This is a genomic window from Caballeronia sp. INDeC2 (assembly GCF_023631325.1).
Classification (GTDB): Bacteria; Pseudomonadota; Gammaproteobacteria; order Burkholderiales; family Burkholderiaceae; genus Caballeronia.
Genome location: NZ_JALQDG010000050.1, coordinates 13,990 through 31,955, shown reverse-complemented (window position 1 = coordinate 31,955; position 17,966 = coordinate 13,990). Strand labels below are relative to the sequence as shown.

The following is a 17,966-nucleotide window of genomic DNA, read 5'->3' as shown; positions in this document are numbered from 1 at the left end:
CACAGCGATACATCGATCGTGTCGTGACTTGCATCGAACGATAAAGGCGCCATCGATTCGGTCATATAGAACGATGTCGAAATCGCGGAGAGACGGGCGAGGGAAAGAGGTAAGCGAACGGAGCGGCGCGCACGCAAGTTTCCCCGTCCCTAGAACGAGTTCAAATCTGATGCGCGCATTGCGCCAGGGCTGCCGACTTCCGAGTCGAGCTACGCATTAAAGCAAATCATTGATTCGCAGTCGTTGCTCGAATTGAAAACCACGGAGAGTGAATTTCTCCACGAGGCAGTGTAGGTAGCAGAGTCGCAAAATTGGATTACGCGGTCGCTCTCATTGCGAGGCGCGAGTAAAAGGAGGTCTGCGTGTAGTGGTCTAGCAATCTTGGACACTTCGAAAGGTAGACTTTGATCGACCAACGAGGTATCAAATTGGCAGAAGAGAATTTTCGGAGGAATCAGAGCGCGAGGCGGTGGCGTTCGGTCGCGAGCGCGTTTTTCGCCCACGCAGAGCTCGACCGCCGTTTCAAGTCCTGAAGGCCTTCATCGATCAGCATCGCGACACCTTCGGGGTCGAGCCGATTTGCAAGGTCTTGCGGATTGCCCCGTCGGGTTACCGACGCCACGCCGCGCAGCTTCGTGATCCGTCGCGGCGCTCTGTTCGCGCAATCCGCGATGAAGGTCTGCGGCCGGAGATCACGCGTGTGTGGCAGGCCAACATGCAAGTCTACGGTGCGGATAAAGTCTGGAAGCAGATGAACCGGGAGCGTATCGCGGTGGCGCGCTGCACAGTTGAACGGTTGATGAAGCAACTGGGTTTGCGCGGCGTGATGCGAGGCAAGCGCGTTCGCACGACTATTCCTGATGCGATAGCCCCGCGCCCGCTGGATCGGGTCAATCGCCAGTTCAAGGCGGCACGGCCGAACCAGCTCTGGGTTTCGGATTTCACCTACGTTTCGACGTGGCAGGGCTGGCTGTATGTGGCCTTCGTGATCGATGTGTTTGCTCGCCGTATTGTCGGCTGGCGAGTCAGCAGTTCGATGACCACCGACTTCGTTCTGGATGCACTTGAACAGGCGCTTTACGCGCGGCGCCCGGGCGACGGCAGAACCTTGATACATCATTCGGACAGAGGGTCCCAATACGTCAGCATTCGCTACAGCGAACGGCTGGCCGAAGCGGGCATCGAACCGTCAGTCGGCAGTCGGGGCGACAGCTATGACAACGCCCTGGCTGAAGCGATCAACGGCTTGTACAAGGCTGAACTGATTCATCGCCGCACCTGGAAAACGCGGGAATCCGTTGAACTGGCAACACTGCAGTGGGTGGCCTGGTTCGATCATCATCGGTTGATGGAACCCCTCGGCTATATCCCGCCCGCCGAAGCTGAGGCAAACTACTATCGACAACTCGAAACAGCTGTCGCTGAACCCGCATCAACTTAAACCAACCAGCCTCCACGATTCCCGGGGCGGTTCAAAGAGTCGATGAGGGCCCATCAGAATTGTCGCGTGAACATAGTGGTTTAAACTGAGATACCGGTTGTTTGACCGTTTAATTTCTTCGTTCGCTCCCATAGAAGTGACGTCTCTTGATTAGGTTTGGATCTTGGCATTGCAGGTTTGCGCTTGAACAGAGACGTCCTTAATCCCTTCCTCTGCAGCGCACAAGCCGTGCCGTAGGACTACGCTTACGCTGCCCGCCGCCGCAGCACGCCCTTCTCGTAACTACGCCGCGCTTCCCGAATGGCGCGATCGAAACTCGATTCGGTCGCAACGTGCCGATGATCGACGCTAACAAGCCAGCAACCATCGGCTTGGCACCAGCGGATGCGTCGCTCGTCCATCAGCAACGAGAACCATCGCCAGAGATCGCCATCCTGCGCGTTTGCCTGGGTCGCTGCACGCCTGCGCGCCTGATCGAGTTCGTTTATGGCTCGTTCCTCGTTCCGCCGCTAAAAGACCTTTCCGAGATTGAGCAAGCCCTGCGGATCGAGCGCCTGTTTAATCGCGCGCATGGCCTCGATATCCGCCTCGCGCCGGCACTGCGCTAGAAAGTGCCGCTTCTTGATGCCGATGCCGTGCTCAGCTGAGATAGAGCCTTCGAACTCGCTTGTGACATCGTAGATGACGCGATCGATATCATCGTGCTCGTGCTTGCCCATGCCGGGCACGTCGACGACGATATGAATGTTCCCGTCCCCAAGGTGCCCGTAGGTCATCACGGTCGCTTCGGGCCAACGCGCGCGCAACCGCGCGTCACACAACGCCGCCGCCTCGCCGACTTGCGCGATAGAGAAACTCACGTCGTATGCCGCATGGTTTGGAATGAAGCGCTGATATTCGCCCGGTGCGTCACGGATCTCCCAGAAATTGCGCGCATGTGCTTCTGAAGACGCAATGGCCGCGTCACTGACAATGCCCTCTTCGAGCATGCCGCCGAGAAATTCCTCGAACGCTTCACCATGCCTGACAGGGTCGGTGCCCACACTTTCCAGCAGCACATAGAACGGATACGAGTCGGCCAATGGCGCGCGCAGGTTCTTTAGATTTGCGATGACGGCATCGTGATAACCCGCCCACATGACTTCAAACGCGGAGACACCGGGCGCCAGGCCTGCCTGAGAACGCGTTAGAAGCGTCGTCACCGCCGCAAAATCTGGCAAGCCGCACCACGCGGTGGCATTTGCGGTGGGCTTCGGGCGCAACCGCAGCACAACGCGGGTGATGACCGCGAGCGTACCTTCGCTTCCGATCAGCAGGTGCCGTAGATCGTAGCCGCTGTTATTCTTGATCATCTTGTTTAAACCACCGATGATCTCACCGCTCGCGAGCACAGCTTCGACGCCGAGCACCTGGTCGCGCATCATGCCGTACTTGATGACGCGATTGCCCCCGGCGTTAGTCGCGAGATTACCGCCGATCGTGCAACTGCCTCGGGCGCCGAGATCGAGCGGAAAGTAAAAGCCCGCCTCGCTCGCAGCATCCTGAACCACTTGGAGCGGCGTGCCAGCTTCTACCGTCATCGTGCCCGAGACTTCATCGATCTCGACGATGCGATTCATACGATCAAGGCTGAGCGCCACCTCGCCGCCGAGAAGATTGGCGCCCCCAACGAGGCCTGTGAGACCACCTTGCGTGACGACGCGCTGCTTGTGTTTCGAGCAGATTTCAAGCGCTCGCGCGACCTCCTCGGTCGTACGCGGACGAATCACCGCGAGCGGCGTCGCGCACGGCATGCCGCTCCAGTCCTCGACACGTCGCTCGCCAAACTCCTCGGGCAGCGCGACGACTTGCTCACCGAGCGCCTCGCGCAGCGCGAGTATGCTTTCATCTACGTTCATAAGTCGTGTCTCTGTTATCGGTTTCGAAGGCCGACGTGCACCCGGTCAAGGGTGACCCAGTTCACCAAACCGTATAGCCACCGTCCATCACAAGGTCCGATCCGGTCACGAACGCGCTCGCTCGCGACGCCAAAAAGACGACACCTGGCGCTATTTCCTCCGGCGTTGCCATGCGTGCCATCGGCGTGCCGTCGATCCACACTTGGCGCCATTCTTCGATTTCGAAACCGCGCTTGGTCAACTCGGTGGCGACATAACCCGGTGAAATGGAATTGACTCGCACTCCGTGTGCCGCCCATTCCGCGGCGAGCGAGCGCGTCAAGTGAATGACGCCCGCCTTTGACGCGTTGTATGATGCCTGCGGCTGCGGCTTGTTCGCGATCGAACCGCTCATACTAGCGATGTTCACGATGCGCCCGGACTTGCGCTGAACCATATGCCGGGCCGCGCTGCGGCTGCAATAGAACACGCCATCGAGATTGACCGCGAGCACCGCGCGCCACGCGGCGTCATCAGTTTCAAGCGCGGGCGCGTTTTTCACGATGCCCGCGTTGTTCACCAGAACATCGAGTTTGCCGTGTCGCGTGACCACGGTATCGAACGCGGCGTCGACCGTGGACGAATCCGTCACGTCGAGCGCGACAAAGTCGGCTCCAATTTCGTCCGCCGCACGCTGACCAAGCATTTCGTCGCGGTCTGCGATTACTAGCGTCGCTCCGGCTTCGCGCAAGCCCTTCGCGATTGAAAAGCCGATGCCCTGTGCGGCGCCCGTGACCACGCAGACGTCGCCGTCCAGGCGAAACGCGTCCAGCGTCGACAGCGTACTCATGCGCGCGCCCCTTCGAACACCACAATCTCGGCACTGCCGTCCGCATGACCGACGATCATTTCGCTTGCAATGTTGACGAAAAGCCCGTTCTCCACGACCCCCGGAATTGCATTGAAACGCGGCGCGAGCGCGAGCGGCTCTGCAATGGCTTCGAGATGGCAATCGAGAATCCAGTTGCCGCTGTCGGTTACCACGAGTTCGCCGTTCTTCGTTCGCCTATCGATGCGCACGCCCGCATCGAAACCGGCGGAGACGAACAACTCACGCAGCAGGCGCTCCGTGCTCTGCCAGCCGAATTGGATTACCTCGATGGGGAGCGGAAAGCGGCCCAGCGTGTCAAAGACTTTCTTGTCGTCGACGGCCGCCACCATCTTGCGCGAGGCCGCGGCGACAATCTTCTCCCACAGCAAACAGGCGCCACCGCCTTTGATCATGCTGCCGCGATGGTCGATCTCGTCCGCGCCGTCGATCGTCACGTCGAGCCGATCGATCTGCCCAAGATCCGTGAGGGGCACGCCAAGTTCGAGCGCGAGCTCACGCGTTGCATTCGAAGTCGGTACGCCGACGATATCGAGCCCTTCCTTCACGCGCGGTGCGAGCGCGCGCACAAACCAGTGCGATGTCGTGCCCGACCCGAGTCCAACTTTCATCCCGGGGCGCAAATAGTGATCGACGGCCTTGATGCCTGAGGCCAGCTTGGCTTCGTCCTGCTTCGAGGCGGGTTTCATGTGGGCATAGCCCGGTTCGATATGCGTGCTCAATTTCACCTCCGTAATGACTTCAACTGACCTTGAAAACGGCTAGGCCTATTCCACAAATTTGTCAGTGAACCAAGGGTCGAGCGCGGCCAGGTTATCGGGCAGCTCACGCCCTTGCCGCATGCCCAGCATAGCGACCAGCATGTTCACCACAAGCAAATGGTTGATACGCGCGGTGAGTGGCGTATACAACTCTGTATTTGCGTAAGCCGGGACGGCAATCGTCAGGTCGCAGGTCTGCGCCAGGCGTGATCCCGGCGCGCAGATCGCGATGGTCACCGCGCCTTTGCCCTTAGCCATCGCGGCGGCCATGACGAGCGCTTTAGTCGAGCCGGAATGCGAGAAGAACACCGCGACTTCGTCATTGCGCAAGGTCGGCGCGAGTAGCAGTTGCCGCTGACTTTCCAGCACGACGCGGCAATGCAGTCCCAGCCGAAAAAACTTGTGCTCGGCATCGAACGCGATCGTTTCAGAAATTCCCAGACCGAACAAAAATATCCCTTTCGCTTCGATCAAGTACGCAGCGGCCCGCTCTATGGCCGCGGAGTCCACGTCAGACGCGAAGCGCTGTATCGCGTGCAGCGAATTGTTGATGATCTTGTTGCATACGTTCGCGGGCGGATCGTTTGCCGTGATCGCCTCGTAGTCAAACGGCGCCTGTGGAATCAGCCCTTGGCCAAGACGGACCTTGAAGTCCTGGTAGTCCGTGCAATCGAAGCGCCGGAAGAACCGGACCACGGTCGGGTCGCTCGTCTGCGCGGCTTCTGATAACTCGGCCATGCTCATCTTCAGCACCGCTTCGGGCGCGCCCAGCAGGACATCGGCAATGCGCAGTGCGGCGCCCGTCAAGGCGGGACGCTCCAGCGCAACGCGTCGCAACAGATCGTTTCTCATTAGGCTCCTGGCATGCGCGACGCGTTCAGCGTGGCGCATCTCGTCACAAGTTCAGCAAAGGAATTCAGCCTTGCATCCTCGGCGACGGGCACGCTGGGTCCTGTGCCCCAGTTGACGACCAGACAGCGCACATGCGCGCGTGCCGCACATTCGGCGTCAATGCGCGTGTCGCCAATGTAAAGCGTGTGCTCGGGCGCGGCATCCATCTGTTCGAGGGTTGCGAGCAAATGCCGGGGATGCGGCTTTCTCTGCGAGAGCATATCGCCTCCAACGACCGCACTGATATAGGGCGCAATCCCGAAGTGTTCGAGTACCGCTTGCGCGAGCTGTTGCGCCTTGTTCGTGCATACGCCCAGCTTGACACCAGCCGCGTACAGGGCGGGAATCGCGGCGAGTGCATCGGCGTATATCGTGGCTTTCTCCACCGGATGACGCTTATAGATTTCAAGGTACTTCTCGACGTCCGCGCTAACTCGCGCGTGCTCGAGCTCGAGGCCAATGGCTTTATAAAGCTTGTCGATGAGGCCAAATGAGCCCTCGCCGATGAAGCCCTCGACGAACTCGACCGTCTGCGGAGGCAGTCCGTGCGTCGCGAGCAGGCGGTTCACCGCGTTCGCGATATCGGGTGCCGTATCGACGAGCGTACCGTCGAGATCGAACACCACCGCGTCCACGGGAAGGTCGAGAGGCGATTCGGCGAGAACACGGGCTGTGCGGGTCATGAGTCGGAGCTCTCCGGTGAAGGCAGCCGGTCGTCGCCGCTGCCGGTGTTGTCGGGGGAAGCAGCTTCCGCTGCGATCTGCTGGAACGCCGGGCGCAAGGTGTCGTAAAGCGTGCGGTATGTGCCGAAACGCGCGTCATAGAGCGAAGCAAGCGTCGGGTTCGGCGTGACGCGACTCGTTACGCTAAGCGAGCCTGCGGCTTCTTCGAGCGTCGACCACCATCCCGCACCGACGCCCGCAGCGAGCACCGCCCCGTACGCACCGCCCTCGGCCGCACCTGTGACGGTTGTGACCTCGCGCTGCAGGACATCGGCGAGCAATTGAAGCCAAAACGGCTCCCCGGTCGCACCCCCCGATGCGCGAAGCTCATCGCATGTGAGGCCGGAGGTCGCGCACAGTGCCGCGATCGAACGGATATTCAACAAGACGCCTTCCATCACGCTGCGCACCATGTGGCTGGCATCGTGCATCGAGGTGAGGCCAATCCACGCGGCGCGGCCATCAGCGGCGACGTGCGGACAGCGCTCGCCCAAAAGATAGGGCAGGAAAAGCAGGCCGTGCGAACCGGCGGGAGCAGTTTTCGCAAGCGCGGTCATGTCCTCAAAGGACAACGCGGGCATCACGCGCATCAGCGCATTGCGCAGCCATTCAAAGGCGCCACCGGCCGACAACGTGACTCCCATCACGTGCCAGCGCCCCGGAGCATTCCCACAGGAGATCTGCAATTGGCCGGTCGGCTCCGGGCAGGTGCGCGTTCCTCCCGCGACGATGCCCGCCGTGCCGATCGTGACCCCGAGTGGCCCGCTGTCGATCGCCCCCATCGAAGTGGTCTGGATCACGGAATCGCCGCCGCCGCCGTAGATCGGCGTATCAGCGGGTAGCCCCCACGCTTCGGCCAGCTCGGGACGTAACACACCCGCGCGCGCCGTGGATTCGACCGCCTCGGGCACCAGGCTCATGGGCAGGTCGAGCAGCGACAGCATCGCCTTCGACCAAGCGCGCTCCTTCACATCGAAAAGCCCGGTGCCGGACGCATCCGACACGTCTGTGAGATGCTCGCCGCTCAAACGCAAGCGCAGATAGTCTTTCGGATTGAGCATGCGGCGCATGCGCGCGAACAACCCGGGCTCGTGCTCGCGCATCCATAAAAGCTTGCCTGCCGTAAAGCCCGGCAGCATACGGTTCTGCACGAGCCTGAGCACGCCCTCAAGACCGCCCGCATGTTCGGTGATGTCGTCGCAATGAGGCGCGGCGCGCTGATCGCACCATAAGATTGCCGGGCGCAAGACTTCGTCGTTCGCGTCGAGCGCAGCGAGCCCGTGCATCTGTCCGGAAAGCCCGATGCCCTGCACCGCGCGGCGATCAGGCAGCGCCACGAGCACCTCGGCCAGCGCCTTTTGCGTGGCACGCCACCACTGCTCCGGCTCCTGCTCGGCCCACCCGGGACGCAGCGAGATCACGGGATACGCGGCGAGTGCCTTGGCCGCGACGCGCCCGAGGCTGTCGACCGCGATGACCTTGCACGCGGACGTGCCAATGTCGATGCCCAGAAGATAGCGTTCCATCTCGCCCTCCTCGCTCAGGCGCCGTGCCGCAGGCGCACGTGCTTCAGGTGCAGGTAGCCTTCCATCCCCTCACGGCCATGCTCGTACCCCGTGCCACTCTGTTTGCGGCCGCCGTAAGGCGCATTCATGATGCCGGCATCCACGTTGTTGATCGCCACGTTGCCGAAATCGAGCTCGCGCGAGAGCGTGAAGCCCTCCTTGATGTTCTCCGTGTAGGCATAGGCGGCGAGCCCGGCGGGAGTGCCATTGGCCGCCTCAATAGCTTCATCGAGTTTCTTGAACGGCGCAATACCGACGACCGGACCGAACGTCTCCTCGTGCATCACAAGCGCGTCGGGCTCGCAGTCTGCAATGACGGTCGGCGCATAAAAGAGTCCCTGTGCCGTCGATCCGAGCGCTTCCGGCCGTCCGCCGCCGCAAAGAACGCGCGCGCCGCGCCTACGCGCATCGTCCACATGACGCAGCACCTTTTCCAGGCCCGCCTGCGTTGCCATCGGACCGACGTCGGCACGCTCATTTGCGATGCCGTCGGCGACGACCAGCCGCGTTGCTTCCTGGACCATGCGCTCGAGGAACTCGCCGTACACCGCTTCCTGCACATATGCACGGTTGATCGATATACAGATCTGTCCTGCGTTGCGAAATGCGCGCCTCAAGGTCCCCGCCACGGCGAGTTCGATATCCGCATGCGACGTTACGATGAGCGGGCAACTGCCGCCCAGTTCCAACGACAGGCCCGTGATGCCACGAACCGTCTTGTAGATGTCCTCGCCCGCCGCGCCCGAGCCGGTGAAGGCTACCTTGTCGATGGCCGGGTGCCCGACGAGCCGCTTGCCCGTTTCACGCGCGCCCATCACGAGATTGGCGACGCCCGCAGGCACCCCCGCGCGATGCACGCAGCGAAACACTGCTTGCGCGCTCGATGGCGTGTACTCGGACGGCTTCACCACGATCGTGCAACCCGCTGCCAGCGAAGCTGCCAGCTTCCAGCCAATTAGCTCGACCGGATAGTTCCACGGCGCGATTGCCGCGACGACGCCTACCGGCTCTTTCTCGACGAAGCTCACGAACCCGTCTTCTTCATTCGGGATCGTCTGGCCGAAGACACGCACCGCCTCTTCCGCGTAGTAGTGAAACGCTTTCGCGAGCTTGCGTGCTTCGCCTGTCGCTTCAGCGAGCGGCTTGCCCATTTCAGTGGTGATTGCGAAAGCGATCTCGCGTTCGTCGCTCTCGATGCAATCTGCAATCGCATGCAAGAGGCGCGAGCGCTCGAACGGATTCACGCGGCGCCAGGTTTTGAATGCCCGCTGGGCGGCGTCCACGGCGGCATCGATCGCATCCTGACCGGCGTCGGGAGCGCGCGCGACCACGCGCTCGGTGCTCGGATTGATTACGTCGATCCACTGCATGACGCCGTCATGCGTGAAGCGGCCGTCGATGTACATCTCGCATTGTTTCGGTTCTGTCATGACGACTCTACTTTGGTAGTCAGGTGCAGCGGTCATTGCGACACGAAGTTGACGCGGATCGCATCCACCGCAACGGCGACGAAGATCAGGATGCCGCCGATCATCTGTACGTAAAAGGACGGCACTTCCGTGATCGCGAGGCCGACGTGTATGACCGTGAGCAGCAGCACGCCGCCGAGAATCCCCATTGCGCCGCCCCGCCCGCCGAACACGCTCACGCCGCCGATGATCGGCGCCGCGATCGCGTAGAGCAGGAAGCCTTCCCCCTGGTCAGAGGTAATCGCCATCTGCCAGGCCGCAAGCAGATAGCCCGCGACTCCGGAGAGAAGTCCCGACAACGTGAACGCGACGATCTTGATGCGATTCACACGAATGCCGGCCGAGTTGGCGGCGAGCGCGTTGCCGCCCGTCGCGTAGAGGCAGCGACCGAGCACCGTCTTGCGCAGGAGAAAGCCCATGCCGATGAGCGCGACGAGAAATACGATCGGCATCACTGGCCAGTTGCCGACGGTGTACTGTCCGATCCAGATATACGGGTTGGGCATGTTGGAGATAGTGTTGCCCTGCGTGACGGCGAGAAGCGTCCCCTGCAGCACGATCATCACGGCGAGCGTTTGAATGAGCGACACCATCTTCAGGCGTGTCACGCATAGGCCGTTGAAAAAGCCGATCGCGGTCGCCGCTGCAATGCCCACGGGTACACCAATGGCGGGCGAAAGTCCAAGGCGCGTTGTGAGGATCGCGCCGATTGCGGCGGAAAAGCCCATGTTGCTCGCAATCGACAGATCGATCTCCGCGACCATCAACGGCAGAGACACGGCGAGCGCGAGCAGGCCGAGAACAGTCGCCTGCACCAGCACGTTCTGAAAATTCGATAACGTGAAGAAAAATGGATTCAGCACGCCGAAAACCACCACCAGCGCGGCCAGCCACAGCCAGACCACGTTCTGAAACAACCATTGAACGCTGCTCTTGCCTCGCTTTGCAGTTGGGGGCGTACTGGCCTGCGCCAGCGCGGCCGGGCCAGGCGACGACGCGCCGGTGGAAAATTCGCTTCTCGGTTGCATGTCCATGTCTCCTTTCGTTTATTCCACGAGCGACGCCTGCGTCGTGCCGAACGCCGAGCGCAAAATGGCGTCCTTTTCAATTTGCGCACCCGTGAACTCATGTTCGATGCGTCCGCCGATGAATACGCACACGCGATCCACCATGCGCACCATCTCGTCGAGATCGCTCGTGATGACGATCACGCTCAACCCTTCGCGCGTGAGCCCATCGATGATGCGGTGCACTTCTTCCTTCACGCCGACGTCGATGCCGCGCGTGGGTTCATCAAGGATCAGCAGGCGTGGCGCGGTGGCGAGCACGCGGCCGAGACACACCTTTTGCTGATTGCCGCCCGAGAGTGTTCCGAGCAGCACTTCGGGGGTGGCCGCCTTCACGCGGAAATGATCGAAATAGCGGCGCACGACGCTCTTTTCCGCCTCGGCATCGATCACCCCACCGCGCGATACGCTCTTGAGGCTCGACAACGTGATGTTGTGCGCGATGCTCTGCAGGCCAACGAGCCCATCGCGATGTCGATCGTCGGAGAGATAGGCGATGCCTTCCTGAAATGCCTGGCCCGGATGATCGGGAAGTGCGTGCGGCGTGCTGTCGCCCGAGGACACGCGTCCGCTGCTCGCGGGATTTAAGCCAAACAGTGCGAGGGCGAACTCCTTGGCGCCAGAGCCGGGCAAGCCCGCAAAGCCCACGATCTCGCCCGGCGCTATCGTGAAGCGCTCCACTTCGATGCCCGGCGCGACGAGTTCTTCTACGAGCCATGTCTTCGGCGCACGTTCAGATCGCGCGTTCTCCTTGACGTCGCGTTCGCGATAGAACAGGGGTACGTCCCGACCGATCACAAGTTCCGAAAGTCCATCGGAATCTATCGCTGACAGATCGTCATGCTCGCCAGCCAGACTGCCGTTGCGCAGTACCGACACGCCGTCACAGATGTCCAGAATTTCTTCGTTGTAGTGGGAGATGAATACGAAAGTGACACCGCGCGACTTCAGGCTGCGCATGAATTCGAACAGATGTTCGCGGTCGGCGAGCGTAAGCGCGGTGGTCGGTTCGTCGAGAATCAAAAACTTGCCGCCACTGTGCAGCGCGCGCAGGATGTTGAGCTTGCGCTTGGCCACTGCGGAGAGATATCGCGCTGGCATGCGAGGATCGAAGCCGCTGCCTTCAAGGGCGACCTCGACGCTTTCCATGAGGGCCCGTTGGTCCACGCGCCTGGTCCATCCGCGCTTGAGTGGCCAGCGACCCAGCATCAGATTGTCGGCCACCGACATCGAATCGACGATCATCGGTTCCTGGGTTACCAGAAAGACGCCGCGCTCTTCCATCTCCATGACGTCGGAACCTTGCACCTCGTCGCCATCGAACACGATGCTGCCCGCGCTCGGTGCCGTCTGTCCCGAAATGAGGCGCACGAGCGTAGACTTCCCTGCGCCGTTTTCGCCCAGCAAGCCATGAATGGTGGCGCGCCGGATGTTGATGGACACCTGGTCGAGCGCGACCACGCTTTTGTAGCGTTTGCCGACGTTGTGCGTCCGAAGGATGTACTCGTTGCTGCTCATATGCGCCATGGTGGGAGTCCTCGATCTGCAACCGGCGCGAGAAATTCATGTCGCGCGGGCTGCGGGCTTGAGCCGGTGAGCGGCGTTGATCAGGTGTAGCGCAGGCCCCATTCGTTGTAGGCAATGTTGCCCCACTGGCGCTTGTCCTTGACCGAACTCGCATCGACAATGAACGGCTGGATCACGAGGCTGGCACCCGTGTCGGACTTCGTGATTTGCGCCTTCTCCCAGAAATACTGGCTGTTCTGGTACTGTCCGAGCGGCACCGGTTGTCCCTTAAGCGAATGCTTGTCGAGCATCTCGACCGTGATTTGCGCGTAGGCAATGGGGTCTTGCGAGACCACCGCGTCCATATAGCCGTCGGCAATCCATTGGAGCGCGGCGGGCTCGCCATCAATGTTTACAAAGATCACGTGGCCCTGCTCGCCGACCTTCTTCCATTTGCCCTTTTGCTGCAGCGCGGTCACGATGCCGCGCGCGGGCGAATCACTCGGCGCGTGCACGGCGTCGAGTTCGGGGTATTCGGATAGGGTTGACAAAGTAACGGCGAGCATGTTCTTGAGCAGGCCTTCTGTCGGGCGGCTGATCACCTTCACGTCCGGGTACTTCTTCATTTCCTCCTCGAAGCCTTCCTTGCGCAGCCGCCACGCGACCGATTGCAGTGCACCGTAGCAATTAAGCACCGTGCCCTTGGCCGCGCCGTTCTTTTTCTTGAGCGCGGCGACGATCGCATCGGCTGCCATGACGCCGCCCGCCTTGTTGTCGAAATCGACGGTGATCGCGACATCGCCGCCGAGCGCCGGGGTGTCGATGATGCCGACCGGAATTTTCTTGAAGTTGTACTTCTTGATGGCGCTGACAATAGCTTGGCTATCGATAGGGTCCGCGATGATTGCGGAGGGATTCTTGAGCAAGAGGCTTTGCCACTGTTCGAGTTGGGTCGTGGTGCTGAAGTTGGCGTTGACCGCCTGGAAGGTCCAGCCTTTGGCCTCGACGGCTCGCTTCACAGCTTCTTGCTGCGTGGCGAAGAAGTAATAGTCGAGGCTCTTGTTGCTGAACGGCACGAATACTTTCTGCTGGGCTCCGGCAATTCCCGAAACCGAGGAAAGCGCGAGTCCGCCGGCTGCTGCGGCAAGTCCAGCCAGAAACTTTCTGCGCGATGCGACTTCGGCATCATCCATCGTTGTTGTCTCCTCACCAGCGATATGAAGGGCCGCCTGTAAATTCCAGGACGGTCTCGTAGCAACACTCTCGTCATGACGTAGTGTTACAACGAATCTTATGAGCGGAAATAAGCGCTGCAAATTAGGGTTAACCTACTTTTAACCAGTAGCTCCTTTCTTTTTTGACGCTCAAAGGAGCATAAACCTAAGATTGGGGCTTTTTGGCCCTGCCGATCGTTCCGCGAAAGGTAGTATCACTACTATTCACTGCAGCAGCGGCCCTCGATAACGCGCAGTGCTCGTGCGGACCGTGCAGGCTAGCGTTATATGGATGCGTTTTGCGACGACTTTGACATCGTCCCCGGCAACTGCGAGAGGTCGGGCAAGTTGCTGTACAAGACGTTGACCGACGTGCAGTTTCGGGACTGCGGCTCTCTCGCTGATTGCCGTTTTCTTGTTTGCCGCCTGCGTCTCTACAGGTTCTTCATCCATCGACGTGCTCTTGCCCGGGAGCATGCCTACACGGACGTGATGAACCGCGAGCATAGAAGGACCTCGTGACGGAGCTGACAAATCGTCGGCACTTGTTTGCTGAGGGCATCGAAAAACGTTGCCGATGCAAGATACCGACCTACACATAGATAGACATAGGCTTTGGCCTCGGGCATCCGCCCGTCGAAGGTAGCGCGCCGAGCGTGCTTATGCCCTCCCCGTTCAGGCGCTGCCCGATCAGCGGCCGAAACCACAGATGCACCGGATGCGTCACGAGCGGGACAGCCGCCGCTAGGGTCGACGACTTGCGTCATTTAAGACCGTAACCCCGGAGGCGGCACGGCCACTATCGCTTAGTCGTCCGCGTGCTCGTCGATCGGTAACGCCCCGAGCACGGCGGATGAATAGGAAGGTTTCAGCCGACGTTCAGCTTGCCGCTCAAACGAGCGTGGAACGCCTGGCTGCGCTCGTCGAGACCCACCATCTTCACGGCGACGCAGTGCTGCCTATATTTGAGCTGGATCGAGTCGAGTGCGGCGACCGTCGACGCGTCCCAAATCTGCGACTTCGTGAAGTCGATGATCACCGTGCGGGGGTCGATCGCGTATTCGAACCGCTCGACCAGATCGTTGCTGCTGCCGAAAAAAAGCGGCCCGTGCACTTCATATCGCACGCTCTGGCCATCCTCCGAGACCGTGCGGACCGTGTGGATCACGTGCGCGACGCGCCTCGCAAACAGCACGGTCGCGAGCAGCACCCCGCCCACCACGCCAACCGCCAGATTTCCCGTATACACGGTCAGCACGATCGACAGCAGCATCACTGATGTTTCCATGAGCGGCATGCGGCGCAGCGTGGCCGGATGCAGGCTGTGCCAGTCCACCGTTTTCACGGCGACGATCATCATCACCCCCGCGAGCGCGACCATCGGGATATGCGACATGATCCGGCTGAGCCCTGTGATCAGCAACAGCAGCGTGGCCGCTGCCACCATCGTGGAGACACGCGTGCGCGCCCCACCGATGCTCACGTTCACCATGGTCTGCCCGATCATCGCGCAGCCGGCTATGCCGCCAAATGCAGCTGCGGAAAAATTGGCCAACCCGAGTGCCCACGACTCGCGCGTCTTGCGTGAGCGCGTTTCTGTCATCTCGTCCACCAGCTTCGCCGTGAGGAGGGTTTCAAGCAAACCGACCAACGCGATGGAAACGGCCGTCTGCCACACGATCTTCAACGTGCCCAGATCGAACGGCACGGTCCACGCAGTGAGACCGGGCAAATCTGACGGCATCGGCCGGTCACCGCCGACATTCGGCACCCCCCAATGCATCGCCGCCGAAATCGCCGTTGTTACGGCGATGGCCACCAGCGGCGCGGGCACCGTGGGTGTCAGGCGTGGCCCGATTACCACGATGGCCAGCGTGACGGCGAAGAGCACATACACGGCGATCGGCTGGTCAACGAGATGGGGAAGCTGTGCCCAGAAAATTAGGATGCCCAGTGCGTTGACGAAGCCAAGCATCACAGAGCGCGGAATGAAGCGCACGATCCGCGCGAGGCCGAGGAGCCCGAACGCAATCTGCATGAGCGCGGCGAGCAGCACGGCGGGCAGGATATAGCCCGCGCCGTGCGCATGTGCCATGGGTCCGACGACAAGCGCGACCGAACCGGCGGCCGCGGTGACCATCGCGGGCCTGCCACCGAATAGCGACGTGATGACCAACAGCACCACCGACGCGAACAATGCCGAGCGAGGCTCGACGCCGGACACGAACGCAAACGAGATGACTTCGGGAATCAAGGCAAGGCCGGTGACGATGCCCGCGAGTATCTCGCGCATCCATTCGACCCGTGCTTCAGGTGCCACGATGCGCGGCGCGCCGTTCCCGGTGACGGGCTTGTTCATGATGATATCGCTTTGGGGGGCAAGCGCGAATCCCCGGCGGGGAGTGGCGCATTTGCCGTACTGAAGGACTTCGAGATGTCACGCTGCAAGTGATGGCGCCTTCTTTCTTCCGCTGGCAGCCACTGGATTTCACGTGAATAGGTTGGGATTTTAACAGGCTAGTGAGATAGCGTCCTCGGCAGTCGAAGACAATTTGGCGTACTAAGCGTAAGACTCGACGCGCCAGGTACGGACCGGCAATCACCGGCCCCGCGACGCACTCCTGAGAAGATGTGACAACTAGCTCCCAACGCATTGACTCAATCGTCGATGATGCGGGAGTCAGAAAAAAAAAGCGTAGCGGATCTCTGACTGCTGATTTGAAGCATGCCTCAGAGATTCCCGTTAAGCCCGATCCGCTGCGTCAGCCAACTGTTCATGTAGTCGATCTCACCCAAAGATCCCGTCACAACGGGGATTGGGTAACACCTGGATATTCAGGATCGCCCAGCGCTGTAAATTTCGCTGGTCGGCGCCGCTCTCTTGCAGCGCGGCGCCGTTACTGTCGATATAGGCCGTCAGCGGACGAGCCTGTTGGAACAGTAAAAAGCGCCGCGAATCGCGACGCGCTCGACAAAGAAATTAAATAGGCCCTGTAGTCGGCACGCGCGACGTGCTCGAGCGTCTTCTGTCAGTTATTGCAGCGCGTTTCGAGGGCGTCGATGAATGACTTATCCCATGTTCCGGCCTCCATCGCGGCCATCGTACGTGCTTCAGCGGCAAGCACGTCACGTGCTTTCTGTAACACGCGCGCCACGTCTTCTTGAGGAATCGCCAGCAAGCCGTCCTGATCGCCGACGACGATATCGCCCGGATTGACAACCATTCCGCCAACGGATACCGGCACGTTGATTTCGCCCGGCCCGTCCTTGTACGGACCGCGATGCGTGACGCCACGCGCATACACCGGAAAAGCACGTGATCGAATCTCCGCGACATCCCGGATCGCGCCATCGACCACCACGCCCGCGACGCCGATCTTCGCTGCATAGTAAGTGAGAATGCCGCCGACGACCGCGTTGCTGACATCGCCCCCAGCGTCGATCACGAGCACGTCGCCTGGCCGGCAGAACTCAAGCGCGCGCAGATACGCTAGGTTGTCCCCACCGCGCGTGCGCACGGTGACGGCACAGCCCGCCATCGTCTTCCTCGACAACTGGTGATAAGGCGCCAGGCCGACCGTGCCGATGTTGCGATGCATATTATCGCTCAGCGTCGACACTGGGATGTCCTGCAACGCTTCGAGTACACGGGCGTCATGTGAGGCCGCGGAGGGATTCTTGCGAATTGCTTGATAGGCGCTCATGAAATCAAGAGGAGTTCAAGTTACAGGTTGGAGCGGACTCGCGCCCGCCCGATGAATACATGCGATCGACGAATCAACCGACACTCAGAGCGTCGCCGTCACGCCGCCATCGACATAGAGGATGTGACCGTTCACGAACTTGGAGGCATCGCTCGCAAGAAACACGGCCGCGCCCACGAGGTCCTCGACATCGCCCCAGCGTCGCGAAGGCGTGCGGCCAATGAGCCACTTGCTGAAAGTCTCGTCACTCACGAGCGCCTGCGTCAATTCTGTCTTGAAGTAGCCCGGCCCAAGCCCGTTGACCTGAATGCCATGTTGTCCCCAGTCGATCGCCATGCCTTTGGTGAGCATCTTCACCGCGCCCTTGGTTGCCGTATAGGCTGCGATATTGGGACGCCCGAGCTCGCTCTGCACCGAGCAGATGTTGATGATCTTGCCCGCGCCACGTCCGATCATGAAGCGGGCCACTGTCTTGCCCACCAGAAAGACGCTGTCGACATTGGTCTGCATCAACTCGCGCCATTGCTCGTGAGAGAAGGCTTCCAACGGCGCACGGCGTTGCATGCCTGCGTTGTTGACGAGAATGTCGATCGGCCCGACATCGGCCTCGATACGCCCGATCGTTTTTTCCACATCGAATGGCGACGTAGCGTCGAAGCCCGCCGCTTCCGCGTCGATGCCCTCTTCGCGAAGCGTGCGCACGGCGTCGTGCAACCGCGTTTCGTTGCGGCCGTTCAGGACCACGCGCGCGCCTGCGCTGCCGAGCCCGCGCGCGAGCGCGAAGCCGATGCCGGTGCTGGATCCGGTGATCAGGGCGCGCCTTCCGGCGAGGTCGAATAATTTCAAAGCGCTGTTCAAGG

13 protein-coding genes, 1 pseudogene and 1 other annotated feature are annotated in these 17,966 nt (G+C 60.9%); of the genes and pseudogenes, 1 reads left to right on the top strand and 13 read right to left on the bottom strand.

The window, feature by feature from the left end:
* Positions 1 to 401 precede the first annotated feature (401 nt).
* Positions 402 to 1,441, top strand: a pseudogene (locus tag NCS28_RS32315) (IS3 family transposase); the annotation flags it as partial.
* Positions 488 to 604, top strand: a sequence feature (AL1L pseudoknot). Its footprint overlaps the pseudogene before it by 117 nt.
* Positions 1,442 to 1,950: 509 nt before the next feature.
* Here NCS28_RS32315 and NCS28_RS32310 read toward each other — a convergent pair.
* The 13 genes from NCS28_RS32310 to NCS28_RS32240 all read right to left on the bottom strand — a co-directional run bounded on the left by NCS28_RS32310 (position 1,951) and on the right by NCS28_RS32240 (position 17,964).
* On the bottom strand, positions 1,951 to 3,339 hold the full coding sequence (locus tag NCS28_RS32310; RefSeq protein ID WP_250517846.1) for an FAD-binding oxidoreductase: 1,389 nt from the start codon (positions 3,337 to 3,339) through the stop codon (positions 1,951 to 1,953).
* Positions 3,340 to 3,400: 61 nt separating this feature from the next.
* Positions 3,401 to 4,168 (bottom strand): SDR family NAD(P)-dependent oxidoreductase, encoded by a 768-nt coding sequence (locus tag NCS28_RS32305; RefSeq protein ID WP_250517845.1) that lies wholly within the window; start codon positions 4,166 to 4,168, stop codon positions 3,401 to 3,403.
* Positions 4,165 to 4,929 (bottom strand): ribose-5-phosphate isomerase RpiA, encoded by a 765-nt coding sequence (gene rpiA, locus NCS28_RS32300; protein WP_250517844.1) that lies wholly within the window; start codon positions 4,927 to 4,929, stop codon positions 4,165 to 4,167. The genes NCS28_RS32305 and rpiA overlap by 4 nt, the downstream gene beginning before the upstream one ends.
* 45 nt (positions 4,930 to 4,974) lie before the next feature.
* Complete coding sequence (locus NCS28_RS33300) at positions 4,975 to 5,820, bottom strand: MurR/RpiR family transcriptional regulator (protein ID WP_284506406.1); 846 nt, start codon at positions 5,818 to 5,820, stop codon at positions 4,975 to 4,977.
* The gene (locus tag NCS28_RS32285) at positions 5,820 to 6,542 is read right to left on the bottom strand and encodes an HAD family hydrolase (protein ID WP_250517843.1); all 723 of its coding nucleotides are present in this window, start codon (positions 6,540 to 6,542) and stop codon (positions 5,820 to 5,822) included. Before NCS28_RS32285 ends, NCS28_RS33300 begins: the two co-directional genes overlap by 1 nt.
* Positions 6,539 to 8,107, bottom strand: coding sequence for a xylulokinase (gene xylB / locus NCS28_RS32280; protein ID WP_250517842.1), 1,569 nt, complete (start codon positions 8,105 to 8,107; stop codon positions 6,539 to 6,541). The genes NCS28_RS32285 and xylB overlap by 4 nt, the downstream gene beginning before the upstream one ends.
* A gap of 14 nt (positions 8,108 to 8,121) precedes the next feature.
* Complete coding sequence (locus NCS28_RS32275; protein ID WP_250517841.1) at positions 8,122 to 9,576, bottom strand: aldehyde dehydrogenase family protein; 1,455 nt, start codon at positions 9,574 to 9,576, stop codon at positions 8,122 to 8,124.
* Between the two features lie 32 nt (positions 9,577 to 9,608).
* Entirely contained in the window at positions 9,609 to 10,643 is a 1,035-nt protein-coding gene (locus NCS28_RS32270) for an ABC transporter permease (RefSeq protein ID WP_250517840.1), read from the bottom strand.
* Between the two features lie 18 nt (positions 10,644 to 10,661).
* Positions 10,662 to 12,209 (bottom strand): sugar ABC transporter ATP-binding protein, encoded by a 1,548-nt coding sequence (locus NCS28_RS32265; RefSeq protein ID WP_250517839.1) that lies wholly within the window; start codon positions 12,207 to 12,209, stop codon positions 10,662 to 10,664.
* An 80-nt stretch (positions 12,210 to 12,289) separates the two neighbouring features.
* Positions 12,290 to 13,504: a sugar ABC transporter substrate-binding protein gene (locus tag NCS28_RS32260; protein WP_250517838.1), complete on the bottom strand. Its 1,215-nt coding sequence runs from the start codon at positions 13,502 to 13,504 to the stop codon at positions 12,290 to 12,292.
* Between the two features lie 766 nt (positions 13,505 to 14,270).
* Positions 14,271 to 15,761: a SulP family inorganic anion transporter gene (locus NCS28_RS32250; RefSeq protein ID WP_250517837.1), complete on the bottom strand. Its 1,491-nt coding sequence runs from the start codon at positions 15,759 to 15,761 to the stop codon at positions 14,271 to 14,273.
* 670 nt (positions 15,762 to 16,431) lie between these two features.
* On the bottom strand, positions 16,432 to 17,106 hold the full coding sequence (locus tag NCS28_RS32245) for an RraA family protein (protein WP_250517836.1): 675 nt from the start codon (positions 17,104 to 17,106) through the stop codon (positions 16,432 to 16,434).
* 84 nt (positions 17,107 to 17,190) lie between these two features.
* Positions 17,191 to 17,964 (bottom strand): SDR family oxidoreductase, encoded by a 774-nt coding sequence (locus NCS28_RS32240; RefSeq protein WP_250517835.1) that lies wholly within the window; start codon positions 17,962 to 17,964, stop codon positions 17,191 to 17,193.
* Between the last annotated feature and the right edge of the window lie 2 nt (positions 17,965 to 17,966).

What these genes read in the sequence shown, in the direction of transcription:
- NCS28_RS32310 (WP_250517846.1), bottom strand. Translation starts at nt 3,339, where the DNA reads ATGAACGTAGATGAAAGCATACTCGCGCTGCGCGAGGCGCTCGGTGAG.
- NCS28_RS32305 (WP_250517845.1), bottom strand. Translation starts at nt 4,168, where the DNA reads ATGAGTACGCTGTCGACGCTGGACGCGTTTCGCCTGGACGGCGACGTC.
- NCS28_RS33300 (WP_284506406.1), bottom strand. Translation starts at nt 5,820, where the DNA reads ATGAGAAACGATCTGTTGCGACGCGTTGCGCTGGAGCGTCCCGCCTTG.
- NCS28_RS32285 (WP_250517843.1), bottom strand. Translation starts at nt 6,542, where the DNA reads ATGACCCGCACAGCCCGTGTTCTCGCCGAATCGCCTCTCGACCTTCCC.
- xylB (WP_250517842.1), bottom strand. Translation starts at nt 8,107, where the DNA reads ATGGAACGCTATCTTCTGGGCATCGACATTGGCACGTCCGCGTGCAAG.
- NCS28_RS32275 (WP_250517841.1), bottom strand. Translation starts at nt 9,576, where the DNA reads ATGACAGAACCGAAACAATGCGAGATGTACATCGACGGCCGCTTCACG.
- NCS28_RS32270 (WP_250517840.1), bottom strand. Translation starts at nt 10,643, where the DNA reads ATGCAACCGAGAAGCGAATTTTCCACCGGCGCGTCGTCGCCTGGCCCG.
- NCS28_RS32265 (WP_250517839.1), bottom strand. Translation starts at nt 12,209, where the DNA reads ATGGCGCATATGAGCAGCAACGAGTACATCCTTCGGACGCACAACGTC.
- NCS28_RS32250 (WP_250517837.1), bottom strand. Translation starts at nt 15,761, where the DNA reads ATGAACAAGCCCGTCACCGGGAACGGCGCGCCGCGCATCGTGGCACCT.
- NCS28_RS32245 (WP_250517836.1), bottom strand. Translation starts at nt 17,106, where the DNA reads ATGAGCGCCTATCAAGCAATTCGCAAGAATCCCTCCGCGGCCTCACAT.